Origin of the sequence: Dorea acetigenes (genome assembly GCF_025567385.1) — a bacterium.
GTDB classification, from domain to species: Bacteria; Bacillota; Clostridia; order Lachnospirales; family Lachnospiraceae; genus Claveliimonas; species Claveliimonas acetigenes.
In genome coordinates this window covers 20,957-40,871 of record NZ_JAOQJU010000003.1, presented here as the reverse complement: position 1 = coordinate 40,871, position 19,915 = coordinate 20,957, and the positions used below count along the sequence as shown (strand labels likewise).

The 19,915-nt window shown below is 44.8% G+C and carries 22 protein-coding genes and 1 pseudogene; 15 read left to right on the top strand and 8 right to left on the bottom strand.

What is annotated here, in order from left to right:
- Positions 1 to 7 precede the first annotated feature (7 nt).
- From OCV99_RS04605 to OCV99_RS04590, 4 genes are all read right to left on the bottom strand, one after another.
- Positions 8 to 676, bottom strand: a complete 669-nt coding sequence (locus tag OCV99_RS04605; RefSeq protein WP_158368665.1) for a phosphatase PAP2 family protein — start codon at positions 674 to 676, stop codon at positions 8 to 10.
- Between the two features lie 99 nt (positions 677 to 775).
- On the bottom strand, positions 776 to 1,588 hold the full coding sequence (locus OCV99_RS04600; RefSeq protein WP_227192442.1) for a glycerophosphodiester phosphodiesterase: 813 nt from the start codon (positions 1,586 to 1,588) through the stop codon (positions 776 to 778).
- 26 nt (positions 1,589 to 1,614) lie between these two features.
- Positions 1,615 to 2,535 (bottom strand): diacylglycerol/lipid kinase family protein, encoded by a 921-nt coding sequence (locus OCV99_RS04595; protein ID WP_158368660.1) that lies wholly within the window; start codon positions 2,533 to 2,535, stop codon positions 1,615 to 1,617.
- Positions 2,536 to 2,555: 20 nt separating this feature from the next.
- The gene (locus OCV99_RS04590) at positions 2,556 to 3,194 is read right to left on the bottom strand and encodes a GntR family transcriptional regulator (RefSeq protein ID WP_158368658.1); all 639 of its coding nucleotides are present in this window, start codon (positions 3,192 to 3,194) and stop codon (positions 2,556 to 2,558) included.
- Positions 3,195 to 3,373: 179 nt separating this feature from the next.
- On the opposite strand from OCV99_RS04590, the gene proC reads away from it, so the two are divergent.
- From proC to OCV99_RS04520, 14 genes are all read left to right on the top strand, one after another.
- Positions 3,374 to 4,168 (top strand): pyrroline-5-carboxylate reductase, encoded by a 795-nt coding sequence (gene proC / locus OCV99_RS04585; RefSeq protein WP_158368656.1) that lies wholly within the window; start codon positions 3,374 to 3,376, stop codon positions 4,166 to 4,168.
- A gap of 159 nt (positions 4,169 to 4,327) precedes the next feature.
- A complete protein-coding gene (locus OCV99_RS04580) occupies positions 4,328 to 4,846 on the top strand; it encodes a peptidylprolyl isomerase (protein WP_158368654.1) in 519 nt (172 codons plus the stop codon).
- 13 nt (positions 4,847 to 4,859) lie between these two features.
- Positions 4,860 to 5,705, top strand: coding sequence for an energy-coupling factor transporter ATPase (locus OCV99_RS04575; protein WP_158368984.1), 846 nt, complete (start codon positions 4,860 to 4,862; stop codon positions 5,703 to 5,705).
- The gene (locus OCV99_RS04570) at positions 5,690 to 6,538 is read left to right on the top strand and encodes an energy-coupling factor transporter ATPase (RefSeq protein WP_158368652.1); all 849 of its coding nucleotides are present in this window, start codon (positions 5,690 to 5,692) and stop codon (positions 6,536 to 6,538) included. Before OCV99_RS04575 ends, OCV99_RS04570 begins: the two co-directional genes overlap by 16 nt.
- Positions 6,535 to 7,359 (top strand): energy-coupling factor transporter transmembrane component T family protein, encoded by an 825-nt coding sequence (locus OCV99_RS04565; protein ID WP_158368650.1) that lies wholly within the window; start codon positions 6,535 to 6,537, stop codon positions 7,357 to 7,359. The genes OCV99_RS04570 and OCV99_RS04565 overlap by 4 nt, the downstream gene beginning before the upstream one ends.
- A gap of 43 nt (positions 7,360 to 7,402) precedes the next feature.
- The gene (truA, locus tag OCV99_RS04560) at positions 7,403 to 8,146 is read left to right on the top strand and encodes a tRNA pseudouridine(38-40) synthase TruA (RefSeq protein WP_158368648.1); all 744 of its coding nucleotides are present in this window, start codon (positions 7,403 to 7,405) and stop codon (positions 8,144 to 8,146) included.
- A complete protein-coding gene (locus tag OCV99_RS04555) occupies positions 8,136 to 9,299 on the top strand; it encodes an aminotransferase class V-fold PLP-dependent enzyme (RefSeq protein WP_158368646.1) in 1,164 nt (387 codons plus the stop codon). The genes truA and OCV99_RS04555 overlap by 11 nt, the downstream gene beginning before the upstream one ends.
- Before the next feature lie 128 nt (positions 9,300 to 9,427).
- Positions 9,428 to 10,702: a double-cubane-cluster-containing anaerobic reductase gene (locus OCV99_RS04550; protein WP_158368644.1), complete on the top strand. Its 1,275-nt coding sequence runs from the start codon at positions 9,428 to 9,430 to the stop codon at positions 10,700 to 10,702.
- Between the two features lie 4 nt (positions 10,703 to 10,706).
- On the top strand, positions 10,707 to 10,967 hold the full coding sequence (locus tag OCV99_RS04545) for a putative Se/S carrier protein (RefSeq protein WP_158368642.1): 261 nt from the start codon (positions 10,707 to 10,709) through the stop codon (positions 10,965 to 10,967).
- 18 nt (positions 10,968 to 10,985) lie between these two features.
- The gene (locus OCV99_RS04540; protein WP_158368640.1) at positions 10,986 to 11,747 is read left to right on the top strand and encodes an acyl-CoA dehydratase activase; all 762 of its coding nucleotides are present in this window, start codon (positions 10,986 to 10,988) and stop codon (positions 11,745 to 11,747) included.
- A 414-nt stretch (positions 11,748 to 12,161) separates the two neighbouring features.
- A complete protein-coding gene (locus OCV99_RS04535) occupies positions 12,162 to 12,308 on the top strand; it encodes a hypothetical protein (protein ID WP_262574862.1) in 147 nt (48 codons plus the stop codon).
- Between the two features lie 19 nt (positions 12,309 to 12,327).
- Positions 12,328 to 14,310: a sodium-translocating pyrophosphatase gene (locus OCV99_RS04530; RefSeq protein WP_158368638.1), complete on the top strand. Its 1,983-nt coding sequence runs from the start codon at positions 12,328 to 12,330 to the stop codon at positions 14,308 to 14,310.
- Between the two features lie 183 nt (positions 14,311 to 14,493).
- Positions 14,494 to 14,835, top strand: a complete 342-nt coding sequence (locus tag OCV99_RS04525; protein ID WP_158368636.1) for a PadR family transcriptional regulator — start codon at positions 14,494 to 14,496, stop codon at positions 14,833 to 14,835.
- A complete protein-coding gene (locus OCV99_RS04520; RefSeq protein WP_227192463.1) occupies positions 14,828 to 16,117 on the top strand; it encodes an FtsW/RodA/SpoVE family cell cycle protein in 1,290 nt (429 codons plus the stop codon). The genes OCV99_RS04525 and OCV99_RS04520 overlap by 8 nt, the downstream gene beginning before the upstream one ends.
- Before the next feature lie 43 nt (positions 16,118 to 16,160).
- On the opposite strand, the gene OCV99_RS18340 is transcribed toward OCV99_RS04520, so the two are convergent.
- From OCV99_RS18340 to OCV99_RS04505, 4 genes and pseudogenes are all read right to left on the bottom strand, one after another.
- Complete coding sequence (locus OCV99_RS18340) at positions 16,161 to 16,286, bottom strand: hypothetical protein (RefSeq protein ID WP_158368632.1); 126 nt, start codon at positions 16,284 to 16,286, stop codon at positions 16,161 to 16,163.
- Positions 16,287 to 16,446: 160 nt separating this feature from the next.
- Positions 16,447 to 17,040 (bottom strand): annotated as a pseudogene (locus OCV99_RS04515) (oxidoreductase); the annotation flags it as partial.
- Positions 16,985 to 17,380 carry an oxidoreductase gene (locus tag OCV99_RS04510; RefSeq protein ID WP_158368628.1) on the bottom strand — a complete coding sequence of 132 codons (396 nt, stop codon included), beginning with the start codon at positions 17,378 to 17,380 and terminating at the stop codon, positions 16,985 to 16,987. The gene OCV99_RS04510 and the pseudogene OCV99_RS04515, both read right to left, overlap by 56 nt.
- A gap of 78 nt (positions 17,381 to 17,458) precedes the next feature.
- A complete protein-coding gene (locus OCV99_RS04505; RefSeq protein WP_158368626.1) occupies positions 17,459 to 17,881 on the bottom strand; it encodes a MarR family winged helix-turn-helix transcriptional regulator in 423 nt (140 codons plus the stop codon).
- A gap of 1,096 nt (positions 17,882 to 18,977) precedes the next feature.
- On the opposite strand from OCV99_RS04505, the gene OCV99_RS04500 reads away from it, so the two are divergent.
- Positions 18,978 to 19,865: a hypothetical protein gene (locus OCV99_RS04500; RefSeq protein WP_158368624.1), complete on the top strand. Its 888-nt coding sequence runs from the start codon at positions 18,978 to 18,980 to the stop codon at positions 19,863 to 19,865.
- Positions 19,866 to 19,915: the final 50 nt, after the last annotated feature.

The window sequence follows — 19,915 nt, the reverse complement described above, 5'->3', positions numbered from 1 at the left end:
AAATGAATCATGTTCTGCTGTGTGCCGGCTGGCGCGCAACCTTCGTGGCTTTCCTGCGCTCCGGCGCATATACAAATGGATAAATGATACCTGCCATAACCAGTGCGGCGAAGACATCTGTCACAGAATGTTGCTTTAGGAACATGGTGGACAGAATAATCAGGCCGGCAAACAGATAAGTAAGGTATTGTATCCATTTTTTCTGTTTTAGCTTATTGCTGTGGGCAACTGCAATGGCAATCCCTGTGGAATTGAATACGTGGATACTCGGCAGTACATTCGTGGGAGTATCGGCAGCGTAGATGAACTGTACCATACGGGTGAAAATATTGTCACGTTCAAATTCGGTTGGGCGAAGTGCAAGTCCGTTAGGGAACACGGTACAGATAATAAGGAAAAAGGTCATGCCGGTTATAAGGAACGCGGCAAGCCTGTAAAAGCCATTCTTATCTGTAAAGAAAAAATATCCCGCGCCTACAGCGATAAACAGGAACCACAATAAATAGGGTACGATAAAATATTCAACGAACGGGATATAATCGTCCAATGGTGAATGGATTAAGTAGTAATCCTGTGTGACATGCTTTTCCAGATACGTAAACCAGGGCATGTAGATTAACGCATATAAAAATACCCAGGCATGACGGTATTTTTTTATAAATTTCCTTACTTTCATTATTTATACACCCTTTTTATATTCTCTATATATCATACATCTGGTTTCATTGGGATTATAACACGAAAAATCTTTATCAACAAGGTGATTCATAGTTTCTTAATATAAATTCCTACTTTTTTCAAAAATTTGTATATCGTAATATTTTCGTCCGATTTCTAAGTCTTCCTCGGTACGCAGAGTCCACACGGCAACAGGAACCTTAAAAAGGCTGCGGCATATGGATACACTTATGGCAGGCAGGTCCGAAAGCTTATAAGAAATGAAATCCGGGCGTCCCAGTATGTTGGAAAGCAGATGTTTTATCAGAAAGCACAGGACATAATTTTCACCCGTATTTTTGGCGGTCAAATTAGAAGAAAGCTGGCCGCGCAGCACTTGGGGCGCATGATTTTTAAACCAGCGAAGCCCCATCGTGTTGAAGGACTGGATGAGGAAGGCACCTTCATAGTTTTCCAGAAGCCGCAGGGTCTCCGGACAAATGTCCAGGGATTTGGATGGGATTTTTAATTCAATCAGCAGAGGGACGCGGCCATGAACCAGTTTTAATACATCGTCAAATAGAGGGATTTTTTCTGTGGTATTTAAAAGATGGAAGTTCAGAAGCTCATCATAAGTATATGCTTCAATCCGGCCTTTTACGCCGCAGATTCGCTCTAAAGTGTCATCGTGAAAGACTACAAGCCGGCGATCTTTGGTTAAATGGAGATCTAGTTCAATTCCATAGCCATGGGCAAGTGCTGCCCGGAATGCGGGTATGGAATTCTCCGGGATTTGTTTTTCTGCGCAATGGAAGCCGCGGTGTGCGAACTGCGTGTGGAGGAAAGGAAGCATCTCGCTTCTTTTCGATAGCCTCGGCATAAGGGCAAAAATGTAGAATAAGAGTATAAAAGCAAGTAGTATCAGTAACATATCTGACATCCTTTCTGTGGCATGATTTAGCCCGCGATAATCCGTATTTTTTTGTTGGTCAGTGCCGCGCTGATATGTTTTTGTAAAAATGCGGGTTCGCCGTCTGTATGTACAGCCAGCGCCTTTTCACTGTCAATGGAGACCTCCTTGCATCGGTAAAGATACACGCCTTTGAAATGTACGTGGAATCCGCTGAAGGCTGTGGGAAGAAGCAGAAGTACTTTCAGTTTAGAAATGCCTGCCACAACAATGACATCCAGTAGATTGTCACAGGGATCTGCCTTTGGACAGAATTTACAGCCGCCGCCCTCAAAGGGATGATTCATTGCGGTAGCAAAAAGTGCATTTTCAAAAGTAAGCGTTTTTTCCTGATCCAATGTAACGGTCATCTTCCCGGGCGATGCCAGCATAAGCTGGCGGAATGCGATTCCTACATAGGTTAGCCGCCCAAGCTTTAACTTGTTCAGGAAGAATTTTAATTTGGAAATGACGGCTTCATGGCAGATGGCGGCGTCAAAGCCGATGCCTGTGCTGACGGCGAAGCTCCGGGTTCTTCCCGGATATTTTAGGATGCCCACATTCATGGAGCAGATTTTCTCCGGTTTTAAAATGATTTCCAGTGTCTGCAGCGGATCTTTGGGAAAGTGGAAATAGCGGGCGAAGTCGTTGCTGGAACCGATGGGGATGTAGCCTAAAGTAATTTGTTCATAGTCAGGAATGCCGTTTATTACTTCATTGACGGTTCCGTCGCCGCCCAGAACGATTAGTGTGTGCCGTTCGGTGTCGGCGGCGATATCCTGCGCGATTTGGGAAGCGTGGCGCTGGTATTTGGTAAAATACACGTCATAGGAAATATTTCTTGCTTTCAGTACGGCTTCTATCTCGCTCCAGACGGTATATCCAAGTCCGGAGCGGGCATTAGGATTGACGATAAATGTATAATGCATAGGGATTCTCCTCTGTGGTTTTATTTTAAAAGTGCACGGTCCTTGCCGATGCCAAAATGGTCGGTTTTTAATATGCTATAGGCATTTTCATAATCGCCGTTTCGCATATATTGGATCATCTTTTTTAGATTCTCGTTTGTTTTGGCAACTGCCATTCCGTTTTTTACAGAATATAAACCGATGCGAATCAGCTCAGACAGATTGTTTTCATAAATTTTATTGATGCGGTTATTTTCAAAAATGCTGATAATTTCCATATGCATGGCGGTATCGGCAATTTCCCATTGGTAAATATCATTTGCCGCTGCGCACATGCGGACGACCCTTTCCTCTATCCGGTAGGAATATTCATCGTATTTGCCGGAAGTGAAGATTAGCTTAAAAGCTTCGCCCTCCAGCAATTCCCGAAGTTGGTAGATTTCGTGAATGTCTTTGTCGGTGATTTCGCTTACCGTCATAGAACGGTAGTAATCGGTGGTAATCAGCCCTTCCACCTGCAGCCGGTGGATGGCGGAGCGGATGGGGCTTCGGCTCATACCCAGCTCGTCGGTCAGTCTGGCTTCCGTCAGCGGCATTCCGGGCGGCCAGGTCAGATTCAGGATGTTCTCTTTTATTTTCTCATATGCCTGGTCGGCAAGAGAAGTAGATTTATCAGTCATAAAAATCTCCTTTGATGTATACGAAAAAATGTTTTGTATACAAATTATAACGCATTTACAGCGCTGCTGCAATAAAAAGCGATTGACATTTCTAATATAGGATGCTATGATAGGCAAAAGAATGAATTGTATACAATATTTAAAAATGTATACAAAAGACCGCGAAGGAGGATATGTAGATGAAATTAGGGTTTATCGGAACAGGGAATATGGCGACGGCTATGATGGGCGGCATTATTAAAAATCAGATTGTGCCGGCAGAAGAAATTATCGGGGCAGATTTATCCGCACCGGGAAGAGAGAAGGCAAAGGCTAATCTTGGTATCCATGTTACAGAGAAGAATACAGATGTTGTGGAGAAGGCAGAGGTTATCGTGTTGTCCGTGAAGCCGCAGTTCTATGAAGATGTTATCTGTGAAATTCGGGATGGAATCACGGAGAATCAGATGATTATTACCATTGCGCCGGGTAAGACACTGGCATGGCTGGAAGAGAAGTTCGGCAAGCCGGTGAAGATAGTCCGTACAATGCCGAATACTCCCGCGATGGTAGGAGAAGGAATGACGGCGGCATGCCGCAACACCTATGTGACGGAGGAAGACATGGATCGTGCAGTTGCATTGCTGAAAGGCTTCGGCCGCGTGGAGATCGTGCCGGAACGGCTGATGGACGCAGTGGTATCCACAAGCGGAAGCTCCCCGGCATATGTATTTATGCTCATTGAGGCCATGGGAGACGCCGCAGTGTCCGGCGGTATGCCCAGACAGCAGGCATACCAATTCGCAGCGCAGGCAGTGTTGGGAAGCGCAAAGATGGTTCTGGAGACAGGCAAGCATCCGGGCGAACTGAAAGACATGGTATGCTCTCCGGCAGGGACAACCATTGAGGCGGTTCGTGTGCTGGAAGAGCGAGGGTTCAAAAGCGCAGTGTTTGAAGCTATGAAAGTTTGCGAAGAAATGTCAAGAAATATGTAGATTTTGTGTTTTGGGACGTAGGAAAGTGACACTTTCCTACGTCCCAAATTGTATTTTGTAGTGTACCTAAATTGCATTTGTCATGTCTGCGTGTTACAATACCAGAGAGCGTATGTATCCGCTTGGTTAAAAATGTGAATAAAAGTGAGGTATAATAGTATGGCAAATCCAATTGTTACGATTGAAATGGAGAATGGAGATATCATGAAAGCAGAGTTGTATCCGGAGACAGCGCCGAATACGGTGAATAATTTTATTTCTCTTGTGAAGAAAGGATATTATGACGGGCTGATTTTCCACCGTGTTATCAATGGATTTATGATTCAGGGCGGCTGCCCGCAGGGAACCGGGACGGGCGGACCGGGATATACGATTAAAGGTGAATTTATGCAGAATGGTTTTGTTAATGAGCTGAAGCATACAGAGGGTGTACTTTCTATGGCGCGGGCTATGCATCCGGATTCTGCAGGGAGCCAGTTTTTTATTATGCATAAGACGTCTCCCCATCTTGACGGGGCTTACGCTGCGTTCGGCAAGGTGACGGAAGGTATGGACGTGGTAAATAAAATTGCGGAAACGGATACGGATTACAGTGATCGGCCGCTGAAAGTGCAGAAGATGGCTAAGGTAACTGTTGATACGATGGGCGTAGATTATCCGGAACCGGAGAAGGCATAAGAACATGAGCAGAATGGTCAGGACAGAAAACCTGGTTTTTGAATATGAGAAACGGGATGAGGAAGGTAATGTCATCGGCAAGTCCCGCGCGATCGATGAAGTGAATATTGACGTGGAGGAAGGGCAGTTCATTGCCATTCTGGGTCATAATGGTTCGGGCAAGTCTACATTTGCTAAGCATTTGAATGCAATTCTTGTTCCTACGGAAGGCTCTATCTGGGTGAATGGCAGAGACACCAGGAAGCCGGAAGAGCTTTGGAATGTCCGGCAGTCGGCGGGAATGGTGTTCCAGAATCCGGATAACCAGATTATCGGAACGGTAGTAGAAGAGGACGTGGGCTTCGGTCCGGAGAATCTTGGCGTGCCCACGAATGAAATCTGGGAACGGGTGGAGGAAAGCCTAAAGGCGGTAGGAATGATTGAATACCGTCACCATTCTCCCAATAAATTATCCGGCGGCCAGAAGCAGCGTGTGGCGATTGCGGGAGTCATTGCCATGCGTCCGAAATGTATCGTGCTGGATGAGCCTACTGCCATGCTGGATCCCAATGGGCGCAGGGAGGTTCTGCGTACGGTGGAAGAGCTGCGCAGGCAGGAGAAGGTTACGGTTATTTTGATTACCCATTATATGGAAGAGGTCATCGATGCGGATAAGGTCTTCGTTATGGATCATGGGCATGTGGTAATGGAAGGGACGCCGCGGGAAATATTTTCCCAGGTGGACACACTGAAAAGCTACCGGCTGGATGTCCCTCAGGTGACTATCCTGGCAGATGAACTACAAAAGAGGGGGATTCCTGTTCCGGCAGGAATTTTAAGAAAAGAAGAGTTGGTGGAGGCGTTATGTCGATTAAAATAGAACATCTGAATTACGTATACAGTGCAGGGACAGCTTATGAAAAACAGGCGCTCCACGATATTTGCCTGGAGATACCTGACGGAGAATTTGTAGGGATTATCGGTCATACCGGCTCCGGGAAGTCTACGCTGATCCAGCATCTGAACGGACTGATTAAGGCAACTGACGGCGCGATTTATTATCAGGGTGAAAATATATATAGTGAAGGCTATGATATGAGAAAGCTCCGCTTCCAGGTGGGACTGGTGTTCCAATATCCGGAACATCAGCTTTTTGAGGTGGATGTACTGACGGATGTGTGTTTTGGACCGAAAAATCAAGGGCTTTCGCCGGAGGAATGTAAAGAGCGGGCTTTGGAGGCACTCAAATTAGTAGGACTGAAGGAAAAATATTATAAGGCTTCTCCATTTGAGTTGTCTGGCGGCCAGAAACGGCGGGCGGCGATTGCGGGAGTTCTTGCCATGCGTCCTAAGGTTCTGGTGTTGGACGAACCCACAGCAGGGCTTGACCCCAAAGGCAGAGATGAGATTCTTGAACAGATAGCCAGCCTGCATAAGGAGACGGGCATGACAGTTATTTTGGTATCCCATAGCATGGAAGATATTGCCAGATATGCGGACAGGATTATTGTGATGAACAAGGGGAAGGTTATGTATAACGACACGCCGAAAAATGTGTTCCGGCATTACCAGGAACTTGAGAAAGTAGGGCTGGCTGCTCCACAGGTAACTTATATTATGCATGAGCTTAAGGAACAGGGGCTGGATGTGGATGTAACCGCAACTACTGTGGAAGAAGCGGCGGATGAGATTATAGGAGCATTGGGAAGATGATTCGAGACATTACAATAGGACAGTATTATCCGGCAAAGAGTGTACTTCATCGTCTGGATCCAAGAGTGAAGCTTACCTGCACTTTGCTGTATTTGATATCTTTATTTTTATTTAAGAGCATACCGGGATATATCGTAGCTACTGTATTTCTGGCTGTAGTCATCCGGCTGTCGAAGGTTCCGTTCAAATATATTATGCGGGGCATGAAGCCGGTAATCATGATTCTTTTGATTACAGTTATCTTTAACCTGTTTTTGACAAAAGAAGGAGAAGTTCTTTTGAAAGTATGGGTCTTTACGATTACTGCGGGAGGACTCCGGACAGCGGTTTTCATGGCAATCCGTCTGGTTTACCTGATTACCGGTTCCTCGCTGATGACATTTACTACGACACCCAATGAGCTGACAGACGGCATAGAGAGTCTTCTCCATCCGCTGAATAAAGTACATGTCCCGGTACATGAGATTGCAATGATGATGTCTATTGCCCTGCGGTTTATCCCGATTCTTCTGGAGGAGACAGATAAGATTATGAAGGCACAGATTGCCAGAGGCGCCGATTTGGAGAGTGGTAATATGATTCAGAAGGCAAAGAATATGATTCCGATTCTGGTGCCGCTTTTTGTCTCGGCATTCCGGCGGGCGAATGACCTTGCGATGGCAATGGAAGCCAGATGTTATCACGGCGGTGAGGGCAGAACCAAGATGAAGCCGCTGCGCTATGCCCGCAGAGACTATCTGGCGTATGGGATTGTTATTTTCTATATGATTGCTGTAGTGGTGATTGGGAGATGCGTGCCGTTTCATATCTGGATTTTTTAGGGTGTGAAATGGCTGTTTGGGAGGACGTGAAAAAATGGTGCATATGAGGCGTATTCGGCTTACGGTAGCATATGACGGGACAGATTACTGTGGCTGGCAGGTGCAGCCCAACGGAATTACGGTTGAAGAAGTGCTGAACAAGGCAGTCAGCAAACTGACGGGAGAGGATATCCATGTAATCGGGGCAAGCCGTACGGACTCCGGCGTGCATGCATTGGGAAATGTGGCAGTATTCGATACCCGGTCGTCGATTCCGCCGGAGCGGATGGCTTATGCGCTGAATCAGCGGCTGCCGGAGGATATTGTAATTGTGAAATCGGAAGAAGTGCCTGCAGAGTGGCACCCCAGATACCGGGATGATATTACGAAGACTTATGAGTACCACATTTACAATGCCAGAGTACCGGATCCGTTAAAACGGAGAACCTGTGCTTTTGTTTCTTTTCCTATGGATATAGAGAAGATGCGGGCGGGAGCAGCATATCTTGTGGGAGAACATGATTTTGTAAGCTTCTGCAATGTGCGGACCAATGTGGAAGATACGGTGCGTACGGTGAACCGGATTGCTATCTGGCAGGATGGAGCGGAAATCGTGATGGAGATTGAAGGGAATGGATTCCTCTATAATATGGTCCGGATTATTGCCGGAACCTTGATTCGTGTGGGAAGAGGATTCTATGAACCGGAGAAGGTAAAGGAGATACTGGAGACGAAAAAACGCACAGAGGCAGGAATCACAGCTCCGCCCCAGGGGCTGGTTCTAAAGGAGATTCGTTATGGAGAATAAACATACAGGGATTTATTTTGATAATGGGAGTACTTCTTATCCAAAAGCGCCGAAAGTAGCGGATGCCGTAGCGCATCTGCTAAGTAGCGGCGCTTTTAATATTAATCGGGGAAGCTATGAGGGAGCTTACGAAGTGGCAGGAATGGTTCTGGACACCCGGGAAAAATTAGCAGAGCTTTTTCATGCAGAGACGTCCAAGCAGGTGGTGTTCACGCCCGGTATTACCCATTCGTTGAATTATTTTATCAAAGGATTTTTAAAGCCCGGCGATCACGTGATCGTAACCGGCATGGAGCATAATGCGGTGATGCGTCCACTGTTTCAGATGGAGCGGTTGGGAATCTGCTATGATATGGCAAGGACGGACCGGGAAGGAATGGTGTGCCCGGAGGACGTGGAAAGTCTGATAAGACAGGAGACAAAGGCAGTGATCGTAGTTCATGCCTCTAACGTATGTGGAACGATTGTGCCTATAGAGGAAATTGGAAATATTTGTGAGAAGCACAGTATTTTCTTTGCCGTAGATACGGCACAGAGCGCGGGAACGATTCCGGTGGATATGCAGGGAGCGCACATAGATTTCCTGGCATTTACCGGACATAAAGGGCTGCTTGGTCCTCAGGGAATTGGCGGCTTTCTTATTTCAGAGCGGTTAAATGCAGCAATGGAACCGCTGATCGCGGGAGGAACGGGAAGTCAGTCAGACAGGCTGGAGATGCCGGATTCCTTGCCGGATAAGTTTGAGAGCGGGACATTAAATCTTCCTGGGATTGCCGGATTGCATGCGGCTCTTTCGTATTTAGAAGAGGTAGGCGTGGAGCGGCTGTATCGGAAGAAAATGGATCTGACGGCGTATTTTCTTGAGCAGGTGAAGGAGTTTTCCGGTATTCAGATTGTGGGCAGGCAAGACCTTGCCCATCGTGTGGCAGTGGTGTCGCTGGATTTTAGAAGGCAGGATAACGCGATGATTGCCTTTGAGCTGGAGCAGCAGTACGGAATCATGACAAGGGTAGGACTGCACTGCGCTCCTATGGCTCACAGAAGTCTGGGGACATATCCCCGGGGGACGGTTCGCTTTGCTTTCGGTAGTGCCAATAAGAAGGAAGAAATAGATATCTGCATCCAGGCGTTCAAAGAGCTGGGAATACGATAGAAAAAGTCAATAAATAAAAAGCGTTTATCAGAAAAGACAATTACACATCTGTCCGGAATGCATTGTCTGCCTCGTATAAAAATGTTACGATGAATACATAAAAATACTGTACGAGGAGGAAATAAAAAATGGCAGATTATCGTAAAATGTGGGAAGACCTGGGGATGGATGTGGAGACGCATGATCAGTTATGCGAGGTACTTCCACAGGCATTTGGGGATGTCTATTTGTCACAGGAAAACCGTCCGGAGTCTATGGATTATTATAATTTCGTGGTTGCGGAAATCCACGGTGTGCGTCCGGCGGAGCTGATTGAGCATCAGAAAAAGGGCGGAAAGGTATTCGGAACTTTCTGCGTATATGTACCGGATGAGATTGTATTTGCAGCAGATGCCATTGCAACAGGGCTTTGCGGCGGATCCCAGTTCTGGGTGCCGGGCGGTGAAAAAGTACTTCCTACCAATGTCTGTCCGCTGATTAAGGCTTCCGTAGGGGCGAGGCTTGACCGTACTTGCCCGTTCTTTAGAATTGCGGATATGTATGTAGGAGAGACAACCTGCGACGGTAAGAAAAAGGCGTGGGAGATTCTTGCAGAGGATGTTCCGGTTCATGTTATGAATCTTCCGCAGATGAAACGGGCGAAGGACGTAACAGCCTGGGCAGAAGAAATCACAGACTTCAAGAAGGTAGTGGAAGACTTTACCGGAAACGAAGTTACCGCAGAGAAGCTTGGCGCAAGCATCCGGTTAATCAATGATAAGAGAAGGGCGCTGGCAAGGCTTTATGATTTAAGAAAGAATGAGAAGCTTCCGATTAGTGGAAAAGACGTGCTGCTTATTTCTCAGATTGCGTTCTATGACGATCCGGCAAGATTTACCCAGATGACGAATAAACTCTGCGATGAACTGGATCAGAGGGTGGCTGACGGTGTGAGTGTATTTGCTGAGGGAACGAAGCGAATCATGCTGACCGGTACGCCGCTTGCTATTCCGAACTGGAAGATCCACAATCTGGTGGAAACCAGCGGCGGCGCAGTTGTATGCGAAGAGATGTGTACGGGAACCCGGTATTTTGAGAGGCTTGTGGATGAGACGAAGACAACGGTGGATGAGCAGATCCAGGCACTTTCTGAGCGTTATATGGGAATTAACTGCGCGTGCTTCACACCGAATACGGCAAGAATTGATGATATTATCCGTCTGGCAAAGGAATACAAAGTGGATGGTATCATTGACGTGAATCTGAAATTCTGCAGCCTCTATGATGTGGAAGGATATTCTGTAGAGAAAGCTCTGCAGGAGGCGGGAATTCCGGTACTTGGAATCGAGACCGATTATGTGGACAGCGATGCACAGCAGCTCCGTACAAGAATCAGCGCATTTATTGAAATGCTGAATGCATAGAGATATGAAAGAAGTACAATATTATGTGCTGTTTCCCAATCATGATAATGGTATGCGTTTACATAGGGAATTAAAGACTCTGGGGGTTAAGGCTGTTATTGCGCCGACCCCCAGAGCTGCCAGTAAATGCTGTGGGATTTCACTTCTGATAAAGGAAGAGGATGTGGAAACGGTCAGGCAGTGTGTCCGGGAGCATGGGATAGAGATTTTGGATATTACGGCAATTGAAAAGGATGTAAATCCCAACCGCGACCGTTATTGTTAGAAAAGGAGATTCGTGCAGATGAATTATGTGGGAATAGATATCGGTTCTACCGCATCAAAGGTGGTGGCAAGAGGGGAGAAGGAACTTCATTTTGTGCTGCCTACCGGGTGGAGCAGCAAAGAGACAACTATGACAATTAAAGAAAGGCTTTTGACAGAAGGGATAGATGTTCTTTCTGACGAAACCAAGGTAGCAGCTACCGGATATGGACGTATTGCTGTAGATTTTGCTGATTACGTCATTACAGAGATTACCTGCCACGCCAGAGGCGGCAGGGAGCTTGGCGGGGACAATCTTGCTATCATCGACGTGGGCGGACAGGATACGAAGATTATACTGGTGGCACGCGGCATGGTACAGGATTTCCTGATGAATGATAAATGTTCGGCCGGTACAGGAAAATTTCTGGAGATTATGGCAAACCGCCTGGGAATTACCTTGCAGGAGCTATTTGATATGGCAGACCAGGGAACGGTTCTTCCGATAAGCTCCCTCTGTACGGTATTTGCTGAATCTGAAGTTATCAATTATATCGGAGAAGGCAGGAAACGGGAGGATATAGCTGCCGGAGTGGTAGATTCCGTAGCGGCGAAGGTGGCACAGCTTAGCCAGCGCAAGAGCCTGCCGGACAAGGTAATCCTGACAGGAGGGCTAAGCCACAGTGAATACTTTACAAAAGCGCTTTCAGAGAAAGTGGGGAAGACAGTAGAGCCGACAGCGTTCGGAAGATATGCAGGCGCGCTGGGAGCCGCCATATTAGCAGAAGAGAAGTCAAGGTAAAATTGACTTCTCTTTTTGATATAGAGTTACTATTCACAGCCGATTTGAAATCCCATATGGATTCGTCGTGCTTGCACGTAAGAAGATATATGGGATTCCAAATCAGGACTGCGGATCAGTCACCCCACCTGCATAAGCAGTCTTAGTTCCGTTAGGAGCGGGACTGGAGCATCGAAGATGCGACGAGTGCGCATGTCGGTGGGGTGTGAATGGTAACAATATAGAAGGGAAAAGAGTGAAAATTCAAAAAATAAAGTGATATAAAAGGAAAAGTGTGATATTATAAAGGTGTAGAATATATTATCTAGTCAGGAGGGATGTAAATGAGAGGCAAAATGAAGAGAATAATCTCAACAGTCCTGCTGTGCACACTCTTGGTAAGTGTTTTCTGCGTAAATGCATTGGCAGCGGACAATGAGAAAATCGCCCCGGAGATTTCTGGAATCCTGCGAGCAGATTCTTCTCGGAAAAGATGAGGGGAAGAAGCTTCATCCCCAGGGGCAGACCACAAGGGCGGAGTGTGCTGCGATTATACAGCGTTTTACAGAAAAATATAAGTAAATCAGTAGGAGGATTTGGTATGGAAGCTTTGTTGAGAGTGGTTCCCATCTTTGGGGCGCTGGCATTGCTTTTCGCCGCTTACCTGGCGGCGAAGGTGAGCCGGCAGGATGCGGGAACTGAAAGAATGAAGGAGATTGCAGAAGCAATCAGCGATGGCGCCAGAGCATTCCTGACAGCAGAGTACAGAATTTTGATTTTTTTTGTCATTGTGCTGTTTGTGCTGATTGGTGTCGGGATCGGTAACTGGGTAACGGCAGTATGTTTTGTGGTGGGAGCTTTGTTTTCTACGTTGGCAGGTTATGTGGGAATGAGCGTTGCCACGAAAGCGAATGTGCGCACGGCAAATGCAGCGAGAGAGAGCGGGATGAACCGGGCGCTGTCGGTCGCATTTTCCGGTGGGGCTGTAATGGGAATGTGCGTGGCAGGATTGGGTGTGCTTGGGGTAAGTGCCATCTATATCATAACCGGGAATGTGGATGTACTTTCCGGATTCAGTCTGGGGGCTTCTTCCATTGCATTATTTGCGCGTGTAGGCGGAGGCATTTATACGAAAGCTGCTGATGTGGGAGCTGACCTGGTGGGGAAGGTAGAAGCGGGGATTCCGGAGGACGACCCCAGAAACCCGGCGGTAATTGCAGATAACGTGGGTGACAACGTGGGGGATGTTGCCGGAATGGGAGCAGACCTTTTTGAGTCTTATGTGGGAGCGTTAATTTCTGCGCTGACATTGGGAATCGTGTATTATAAAGCAGAAGGGGCCGTCTATCCGCTTATAATAGCCGGATTGGGGCTTATAGCATCCATTCTCGGAACCTTTTTTGTAAAAGGAGATGAAAATTCCAATCCCCACAAAGCGTTGAAAATGGGATCTTATGTGTCCAGTGTTCTGGTGGTAGCGGTAGCAGTTATTTTCAGCCGGTATCTGTTCCATAATTTTCATGCGGCAATTGCAGTTGTTGCAGGCCTTGCAGTAGGGCTTCTGATCGGCATCATAACAGAAATATATACTTCCGGAGATTATAAGCCGGTGAAGGAAATTGCAGAACAGTCCGAGACGGGGACGGCAACAACCATTATCAGTGGAATTGCTGTGGGAATGAAATCAACGGCAATTCCCATTCTGCTGATTTGTGCCGGTATTTTCGTAGCATATCAGTTCTGCGGGCTGTACGGTATTGCATTGGCTGCGGTGGGGATGCTCTCTACAACAGCGATTACGGTAGCTGTGGACGCCTATGGACCGATTGCAGATAATGCAGGCGGCATTGCAGAGATGTCAGGCCTGGATCCGGAAGTGCGTAAGATTACAGATAAACTGGATGCAGTGGGAAATACCACGGCGGCGATGGGAAAGGGATTTGCCATCGGTTCGGCGGCGCTGACAGCGCTTGCGTTATTCGTATCCTATGCGGAAGCGGTGAATTTAAAGACCATTGATATTCTGAATAGCCGGGTGATTATTGGGTTATTTATTGGCGGTATGCTTCCGTTCTTGTTCTCTGCTATGACGATGGAATCCGTGTCTAAGGCGGCATATCAGATGATAGAAGAGGTCAGACGGCAATTTAAGACCATGCCGGGAATCATGAAGGGGACGCAGAAGCCGGATTACAAGTCCTGCGTTGCTATTTCTACGACGGCAGCCCTGAAAGAAATGCTGGTTCCGGGGATTATGGCAGTTCTGTCACCTCTGGCAGTGGGGATTCTTCTTGGACCGGAGGCACTGGGAGGATTGCTTGCAGGAGCTTTGGTAACTGGTGTTATGATGGCAATTTTTATGTCTAACGCAGGCGGCGCATGGGATAATGCCAAGAAATATATTGAGGACGGACACCACAGAGGAAAGGGAAGTGAAGCACATAAAGCGGCGGTCGTGGGAGATACCGTAGGCGATCCCTTCAAGGATACGTCGGGACCATCCATTAATATCCTGATTAAATTAATGACGATAGTGTCGCTGGTATTCGCACCATTGTTTTTGTCTGTCGGGGGAATCTTGTAGGAACGGAATAAAGAATGAAGAAGTCTTAGGAGAGACTGGCACTTGTATAAGTCACAGTTTCTCCTAAATTTTTGTGAAGTCAGGGTTGGATTATGAAAGGAATGTCTTGACATATATAGATGTCCGATATATTATATAGTTAGCCGATATACATAGGCAGACTATATAAAGGAGGGAAACAAGATGGCAATTGACAAAAGTCTGGTATCCGGGAGCATGGTGATGCTGGTACTGAAACTTCTGGAAGAGAAAGATATGTATGGATATGAAATGATAGTAGCATTAAGGGAAAAGTCAGACAATGTATTTGAACTGAAGGCGGGAACCTTATATCCCTTGCTTCACGCGCAGGAAGAAAAAGGATTTGTCCAATCCTATGAGCAGGAGGTTCTTGGAAAAACAAGGAAATATTATAGCCTCACCAAAGAAGGAAAGAAACAATTAAAAGCAAAGACGGAGGAATGGAAGGAATATTCTCGGGCAGTGACGAATGTGTTGGGAGGTGCAGGGCTTGCGTATGTATAATTATCTGAACATTGTGTCAGAACAGATGCGTTGTAAAAGGGCAAGACCGGCAGTGTTAAAAGAACTGAAAGACCATATCGAAGACCAGAAGGACGATTATATGACGGCCGGAATGACGGCACAGGAAGCGGAAGAAGAGGCAGTACGCCAGATGGGAGATCCGGTAGAAGTAGGGGTAAGCTTAGACAGGCTTCACAGACCGAAGATGGAGTGGAAGCTTTTGAGTTATATTTTTCTCCTGAGCATCCTGGGAATGGTACTACAGATTTTTGTACATAGGAATGCCGGGGCGCTGCTGGAGACAGACACAATGAATCCGGTTATAAGACAGAGCTTTTGGATGGCAGTTGGAATCTTTGTTATGTTTCTGATCTGTTATCTGGATTATTCACGTATTGGACAGTATGCAAGAGAAATCTGGGGGCTGCTGCTGGCAGGTATTCTGCTGTATTATCATTTCGGTGTCCAAATAAATGGCGGATATCTAAAGGTGAATCTATTTGCTTACGCATTTATCCCGGTCTATGCGGGCATCCTGTGGAACTATCGGATGCAGGGATGGAGAGGGCTGGTAAAATCTATGGTTTTTCTTGCAATATCGGTGTTAGCGGTTTTAAGAGCGCCTGCAATTGTTCCGGCATTTATCCTTATGCTGATAGGGCTACTGCTTTTGAATATGGCAGTTTATAAGAAATGGTTCGGAGCAGAGAGAAAACGGTATTTTCTGCTTATATGGGGAAGCGTAGCGGCAATTTCTATCGTACTTTTTTTGATGCTTCTGCACGCAGGCTGGTTTTCAGCAATGCCGCTTTATCAGATGGAACGCATTCAGGGAATCTTTCATCCAATGGAAAATGGATATTATCAGATGAGTGCGGAAGTGATTGGTGATGGAGCGGAAGCGTTTAAGAGCGGTACCAAGATAGAAACTTCTGTATGGGCGACTGATGTCCGGGGAGATTTCTTATGGCTGTGCATATTCCGGTATCTGGGAAAGGGCGCGGGGATTATCTGCACAATATTGGTGGCGGGATTATTGGTTTATCTTTGCAGAATTGTTTTCCGGCAGAAAAACAGGCTGGGGAACATGATGGGAATAGGCTGTACATTCCTGATTGTACTGCAGGTAATTCTGTATGTGGGAATGAACTTTGGATGCGTACCGCCAACCAATGTTTTTATGCCGTTTTTATCTTTTGGCGGTACTAATCTTTTGATTATTTATGTTTATATGGGGTTGATACTTAGTATTTGTTATAATAGCAATGTGGTGAAAAATTAGGGGGAGCCAAATGGGAAGGTTCCCTCTGGAAAGCCTATAGACTCTATGTTTTTGCGTTCAAGCCGCACGTCCACTTTCTAAACTGGGAAGATACCAACGACGCTTTTTCTGCCTGTTCGCGCTTTGTTTCCTGCTTGCATTTCGGACGGTAAAGAGGAAAATTGTTCATCTCTGTATTTTGCCTTATTTCGCAATTTGACAAGTAATAATTTTGTCCCCCAAAGAATTACAGCAACGATTGCAAGAAATACACATTGCAGGACGTCTGTCTTTTTCCAACGGTTAGGAAGATTTGGTTCTCTAACAAGTGGACGACCAAAAGATACGGCAGATATTTTTGTTTCGGACAATGCTTTCTCAACCATATCGGGTGTACGATACCCGCAAACGCTTATAATAGGAATGGCTACTTGACAAGCAAGTTGAGAAGCATACTTTAAAAAAGGAGCTTGATTATCATTGCGAACAACCGGGGTAAACGACGCGGAAGAATTGTCCATTACCATTCCGGAGGACACCTCAATAAAATTTATTCCACGCTTTTCAAGCTCCTTGCAGACAAAAATAGATTCTTCCGGTTTGATAGAATTTTCATTCAAATCACTAAATGGAAATTTTACTCCTATGATAAAGTCATCTCCGACGGCTCGTCTAATTGCGTCATACACTTCAAATAAAATTCTGGCGCGATTTTCAATTTTCCCTCCATATTCATCTGTACGATAATTCGTAGAAGGCGAAAGGAAAGAGTTTATTAAGTAACCATGTGCCCCATGAATTTGTACTCCATCAACTCCGGCTTCTTTACATCTCAATGCAGAATTGGCAAAATCTACAGCAACTTTATGTAATTCGTCTTTTGTTGCTTCATGATAAATGCAGTTTTCGGAAACTTTTTTTTTCGCATACGGCAAATTTGTCATAACCCTCTGCGGTACTTGTCTTTCCTCCACAGTGCTGCAACTGAACAATAATCTTTCCACCTTTTTCGTGTACTGTATTGGCAATATTGCTCATGTCAACGACATAATTGTCATATTCGGTATTGACCATAATCGGGGCAACAGAACCAGATGCACTTACCGCGTGCATTCCTGTAATAATCAGACCAGATCCGCCGTCTGCAAGTGCTAAGTAACGCTCTTTGATTTTTTCGGTGATTTTTCCATTATCTGCACCATATTCAAACATGGCACTTGCTACAAGGCGATTAGAAACTTGAATGTTTTTTAAATGGAAAGGTGTGTACATAATTGTTGACATATAAAATCCTCCTTGAATATTGTATATACAACAAAAATGCTCTTTTATGTACGATAAAATAAAAGATACTTGAAAAAATTATAAATCTTGTAAAAGTATTAAGGTATTTTCAAATGCAGATAACTGTTCTTTGCCCAATTTTGCTTCAAATTGGTGTTGCGCACTTTCCCATAAGTTAGCAGCTTCCTTGCATACAGAAATACCTTTTTCAGTAAGTTCCAATACGCTATCTCTCGCACCTGCAACTTTATTGTCTTTTATATAACCAGCTTGAATAAGGGGTTTTAAACTCCTCGTAAGAGTAGAACGGTCAAGTAAAGTAGCTTCCGATAATATTCTAACATTGCAACCACTGTGTTCGGATATAGCATTAAGCAAAGAGTACTGTCTTACCGTTATGCCACATGGCGCAAGAATATTATCGTAGAATCGTATTACATTTTCTGCACTTCTTCTCATTTTTAAACAATGGCATACAGTGTTATCTACTCGTTTGCTCATTAGTCAATCCACCTCCATCTGTTGTATATACAACATATCAAAAAAAAGAACGTCTGTCAACCCTTATTCATTAAACCATACATGATAGGAATTATTTTGGCTAATAATAAGAACTGTGTAGATATATCCGTAGACTAATTCTTTTTCTCGGATAATCAAAATGGTGCCCGGTCTTACAAGAAGATTTTTGTCTATCAAATCAATAAAAAATCAAATGATAAAATTAGCTACTCCGTATATCAAATGACAGAGTGTAAAAATAGAAATCGGAATTACTGCTATCATGTTCCTTCTGTCAATGGCATAAAACATAAATGTCAAACATGGTGGAACCGTCAATCCCAATATGATAACCGTATTCACCATACCAAGATAATACCCGATCCAACTCGCAAAATATAATAAGCAGCAAATCACCACGGCAATTATCAAAGGAGTCATGCGGAATTTATAGCTTCTTTTATTCACAAAAATGCAAAGCGCAATAATCATCAATACCTGACATATTGAGGCTATGGTATCGACCACTTCTGTAATCGAATCTGCTCTTAGCACATCGTTTGGCGCAGGTATAGAAAACCAAATAAAATTAGGTATCATAATTATCAAGAATAATAGCAGTCCCCAAATATCAAAACTTAACTTGTAGTTTTTCAATTGTTTTTTCACTCCAATTTATAATTTATTCTCCCCTAATTATACAGGGCAACATGAAGATTTTCAATTCCTGTGTTATCTTTAAAGCGGCACCAACGAAATTGACCTTGACGTTTACATAATTTTAAGGTAGACTGTATTTTACAGATGATGGTCTGTACAGAGAACCTATGATAATTTCCTGTTAAATATCAAGATTATATTTCTACATTTTTCTTAAGTAAGGGTCAACCTGTTTTCAGGAATTTTCCTAATTATTTGAAGCATCGAAGATGTGACGAATGCGCATGTTGGTGGGGTGTTGTGAATGGTAACAGCAGAAACTCACAGCACAAACACTGTAACTAAAAAGATTCTAAAACCATTGCCTGAACCGCAATATTTTGCTATAGTTATAATCAGATAGTTTCTCTGTACAATTTCACAGAAAGGAAGGTCTATGGAGAAACACGACAGCTTAAAAGAAAAAACAAACTCTTTGGAACAGCATGAGGACATAGTATTAAAAACAGCCATGCGAGAATTTTCAAAAGTATTGCTCCCCTGGCTTGGCATTACGGAAAAGGTCGTCGGTTATGGCCCAACCGAGAACATTTACCTGGAAGCCAAAAAGATGTTTCAGGATTTTACTCTAATTATGGAGAACGGAACCTGGAAGCATTTTGAGTTTCAAAGTACCAACGAGGGAATTGACGGACTGAAGCGTTTTCGTATGTATGAGGCAGTAACAAGCTATCAGCACAAAGTATCGGTTACCACTTATGTACTCTTTTCTGGAAATATTTTAAATCCCGTAACCGAGTATACAGAAGGGGTGAATACATACCGCATTATTCCCATTATCATGCGAGATCAAAACGCAGACTGGCTATTTTCCAGACTACAGCAGAAATTAAAAGAAGGGCAGGTTCTCACAAAGGAAGATTTGGTTCCGTTAATGCTCTCTCCTCTTATGAGCGGCAAAATGACACAGAAGGAGCGTATGCGTACAGCTTTTCAACTTATTCGTGAAGCCACGGCAGTCTCCGAAGAGGATATTAGAAAGATCGAGGCGGTGCTTTATGCTATGACAGACAAATTTTTATCAAAGGAAGAGTTAGAAGAATTTTTGGAGGAAATCAGTATGACAAGACTTGGAGAAATGTTGATTGATAAGGGAATTAGCCAAGGGATAAGTCAAGGTGTTAGTCAGGGTATTAGCCAGGGCATCAACAAAGCGAAAATTGAAAATGCAAGAAATCTGCTGGATGTTCTGGATGTCCAGACGATTTCTGAAAAAATCGGATTGCCTTTAGAGACTGTCCAACAATTAAAAAATGAACAGTAAGCTGATTGGTATCTTGACAAAGTTACAAAAATACGTTAGTATTTCAGTCA

Coding starts and splice junctions, on each gene's coding strand:
- proC (WP_158368656.1), top strand. CDS start 3,374: ATGAAATTAGGGTTTATCGGAACAGGGAATATGGCGACGGCTATGATG.
- OCV99_RS04565 (WP_158368650.1), top strand. CDS start 6,535: ATGATTCGAGACATTACAATAGGACAGTATTATCCGGCAAAGAGTGTA.
- OCV99_RS04545 (WP_158368642.1), top strand. CDS start 10,707: ATGAAAGAAGTACAATATTATGTGCTGTTTCCCAATCATGATAATGGT.
- OCV99_RS04555 (WP_158368646.1), top strand. CDS start 8,136: ATGGAGAATAAACATACAGGGATTTATTTTGATAATGGGAGTACTTCT.
- OCV99_RS04570 (WP_158368652.1), top strand. CDS start 5,690: ATGTCGATTAAAATAGAACATCTGAATTACGTATACAGTGCAGGGACA.
- OCV99_RS04540 (WP_158368640.1), top strand. CDS start 10,986: ATGAATTATGTGGGAATAGATATCGGTTCTACCGCATCAAAGGTGGTG.
- OCV99_RS04580 (WP_158368654.1), top strand. CDS start 4,328: ATGGCAAATCCAATTGTTACGATTGAAATGGAGAATGGAGATATCATG.
- OCV99_RS04600 (WP_227192442.1), bottom strand. CDS start 1,588: ATGTTACTGATACTACTTGCTTTTATACTCTTATTCTACATTTTTGCC.
- OCV99_RS04505 (WP_158368626.1), bottom strand. CDS start 17,881: ATGAGCAAACGAGTAGATAACACTGTATGCCATTGTTTAAAAATGAGA.
- OCV99_RS04590 (WP_158368658.1), bottom strand. CDS start 3,194: ATGACTGATAAATCTACTTCTCTTGCCGACCAGGCATATGAGAAAATA.
- OCV99_RS04510 (WP_158368628.1), bottom strand. CDS start 17,380: ATGTCAACAATTATGTACACACCTTTCCATTTAAAAAACATTCAAGTT.
- OCV99_RS04605 (WP_158368665.1), bottom strand. CDS start 676: ATGAAAGTAAGGAAATTTATAAAAAAATACCGTCATGCCTGGGTATTT.
- OCV99_RS04500 (WP_158368624.1), top strand. CDS start 18,978: ATGGAGAAACACGACAGCTTAAAAGAAAAAACAAACTCTTTGGAACAG.
- OCV99_RS04520 (WP_227192463.1), top strand. CDS start 14,828: ATGTATAATTATCTGAACATTGTGTCAGAACAGATGCGTTGTAAAAGG.
- OCV99_RS04550 (WP_158368644.1), top strand. CDS start 9,428: ATGGCAGATTATCGTAAAATGTGGGAAGACCTGGGGATGGATGTGGAG.
- OCV99_RS04530 (WP_158368638.1), top strand. CDS start 12,328: ATGGAAGCTTTGTTGAGAGTGGTTCCCATCTTTGGGGCGCTGGCATTG.
- OCV99_RS18340 (WP_158368632.1), bottom strand. CDS start 16,286: ATGAACAATTTTCCTCTTTACCGTCCGAAATGCAAGCAGGAAACAAAG.
- OCV99_RS04535 (WP_262574862.1), top strand. CDS start 12,162: ATGAGAAAATCGCCCCGGAGATTTCTGGAATCCTGCGAGCAGATTCTT.
- OCV99_RS04575 (WP_158368984.1), top strand. CDS start 4,860: ATGGTCAGGACAGAAAACCTGGTTTTTGAATATGAGAAACGGGATGAG.
- OCV99_RS04525 (WP_158368636.1), top strand. CDS start 14,494: ATGGCAATTGACAAAAGTCTGGTATCCGGGAGCATGGTGATGCTGGTA.
- truA (WP_158368648.1), top strand. CDS start 7,403: ATGAGGCGTATTCGGCTTACGGTAGCATATGACGGGACAGATTACTGT.
- OCV99_RS04595 (WP_158368660.1), bottom strand. CDS start 2,535: ATGCATTATACATTTATCGTCAATCCTAATGCCCGCTCCGGACTTGGA.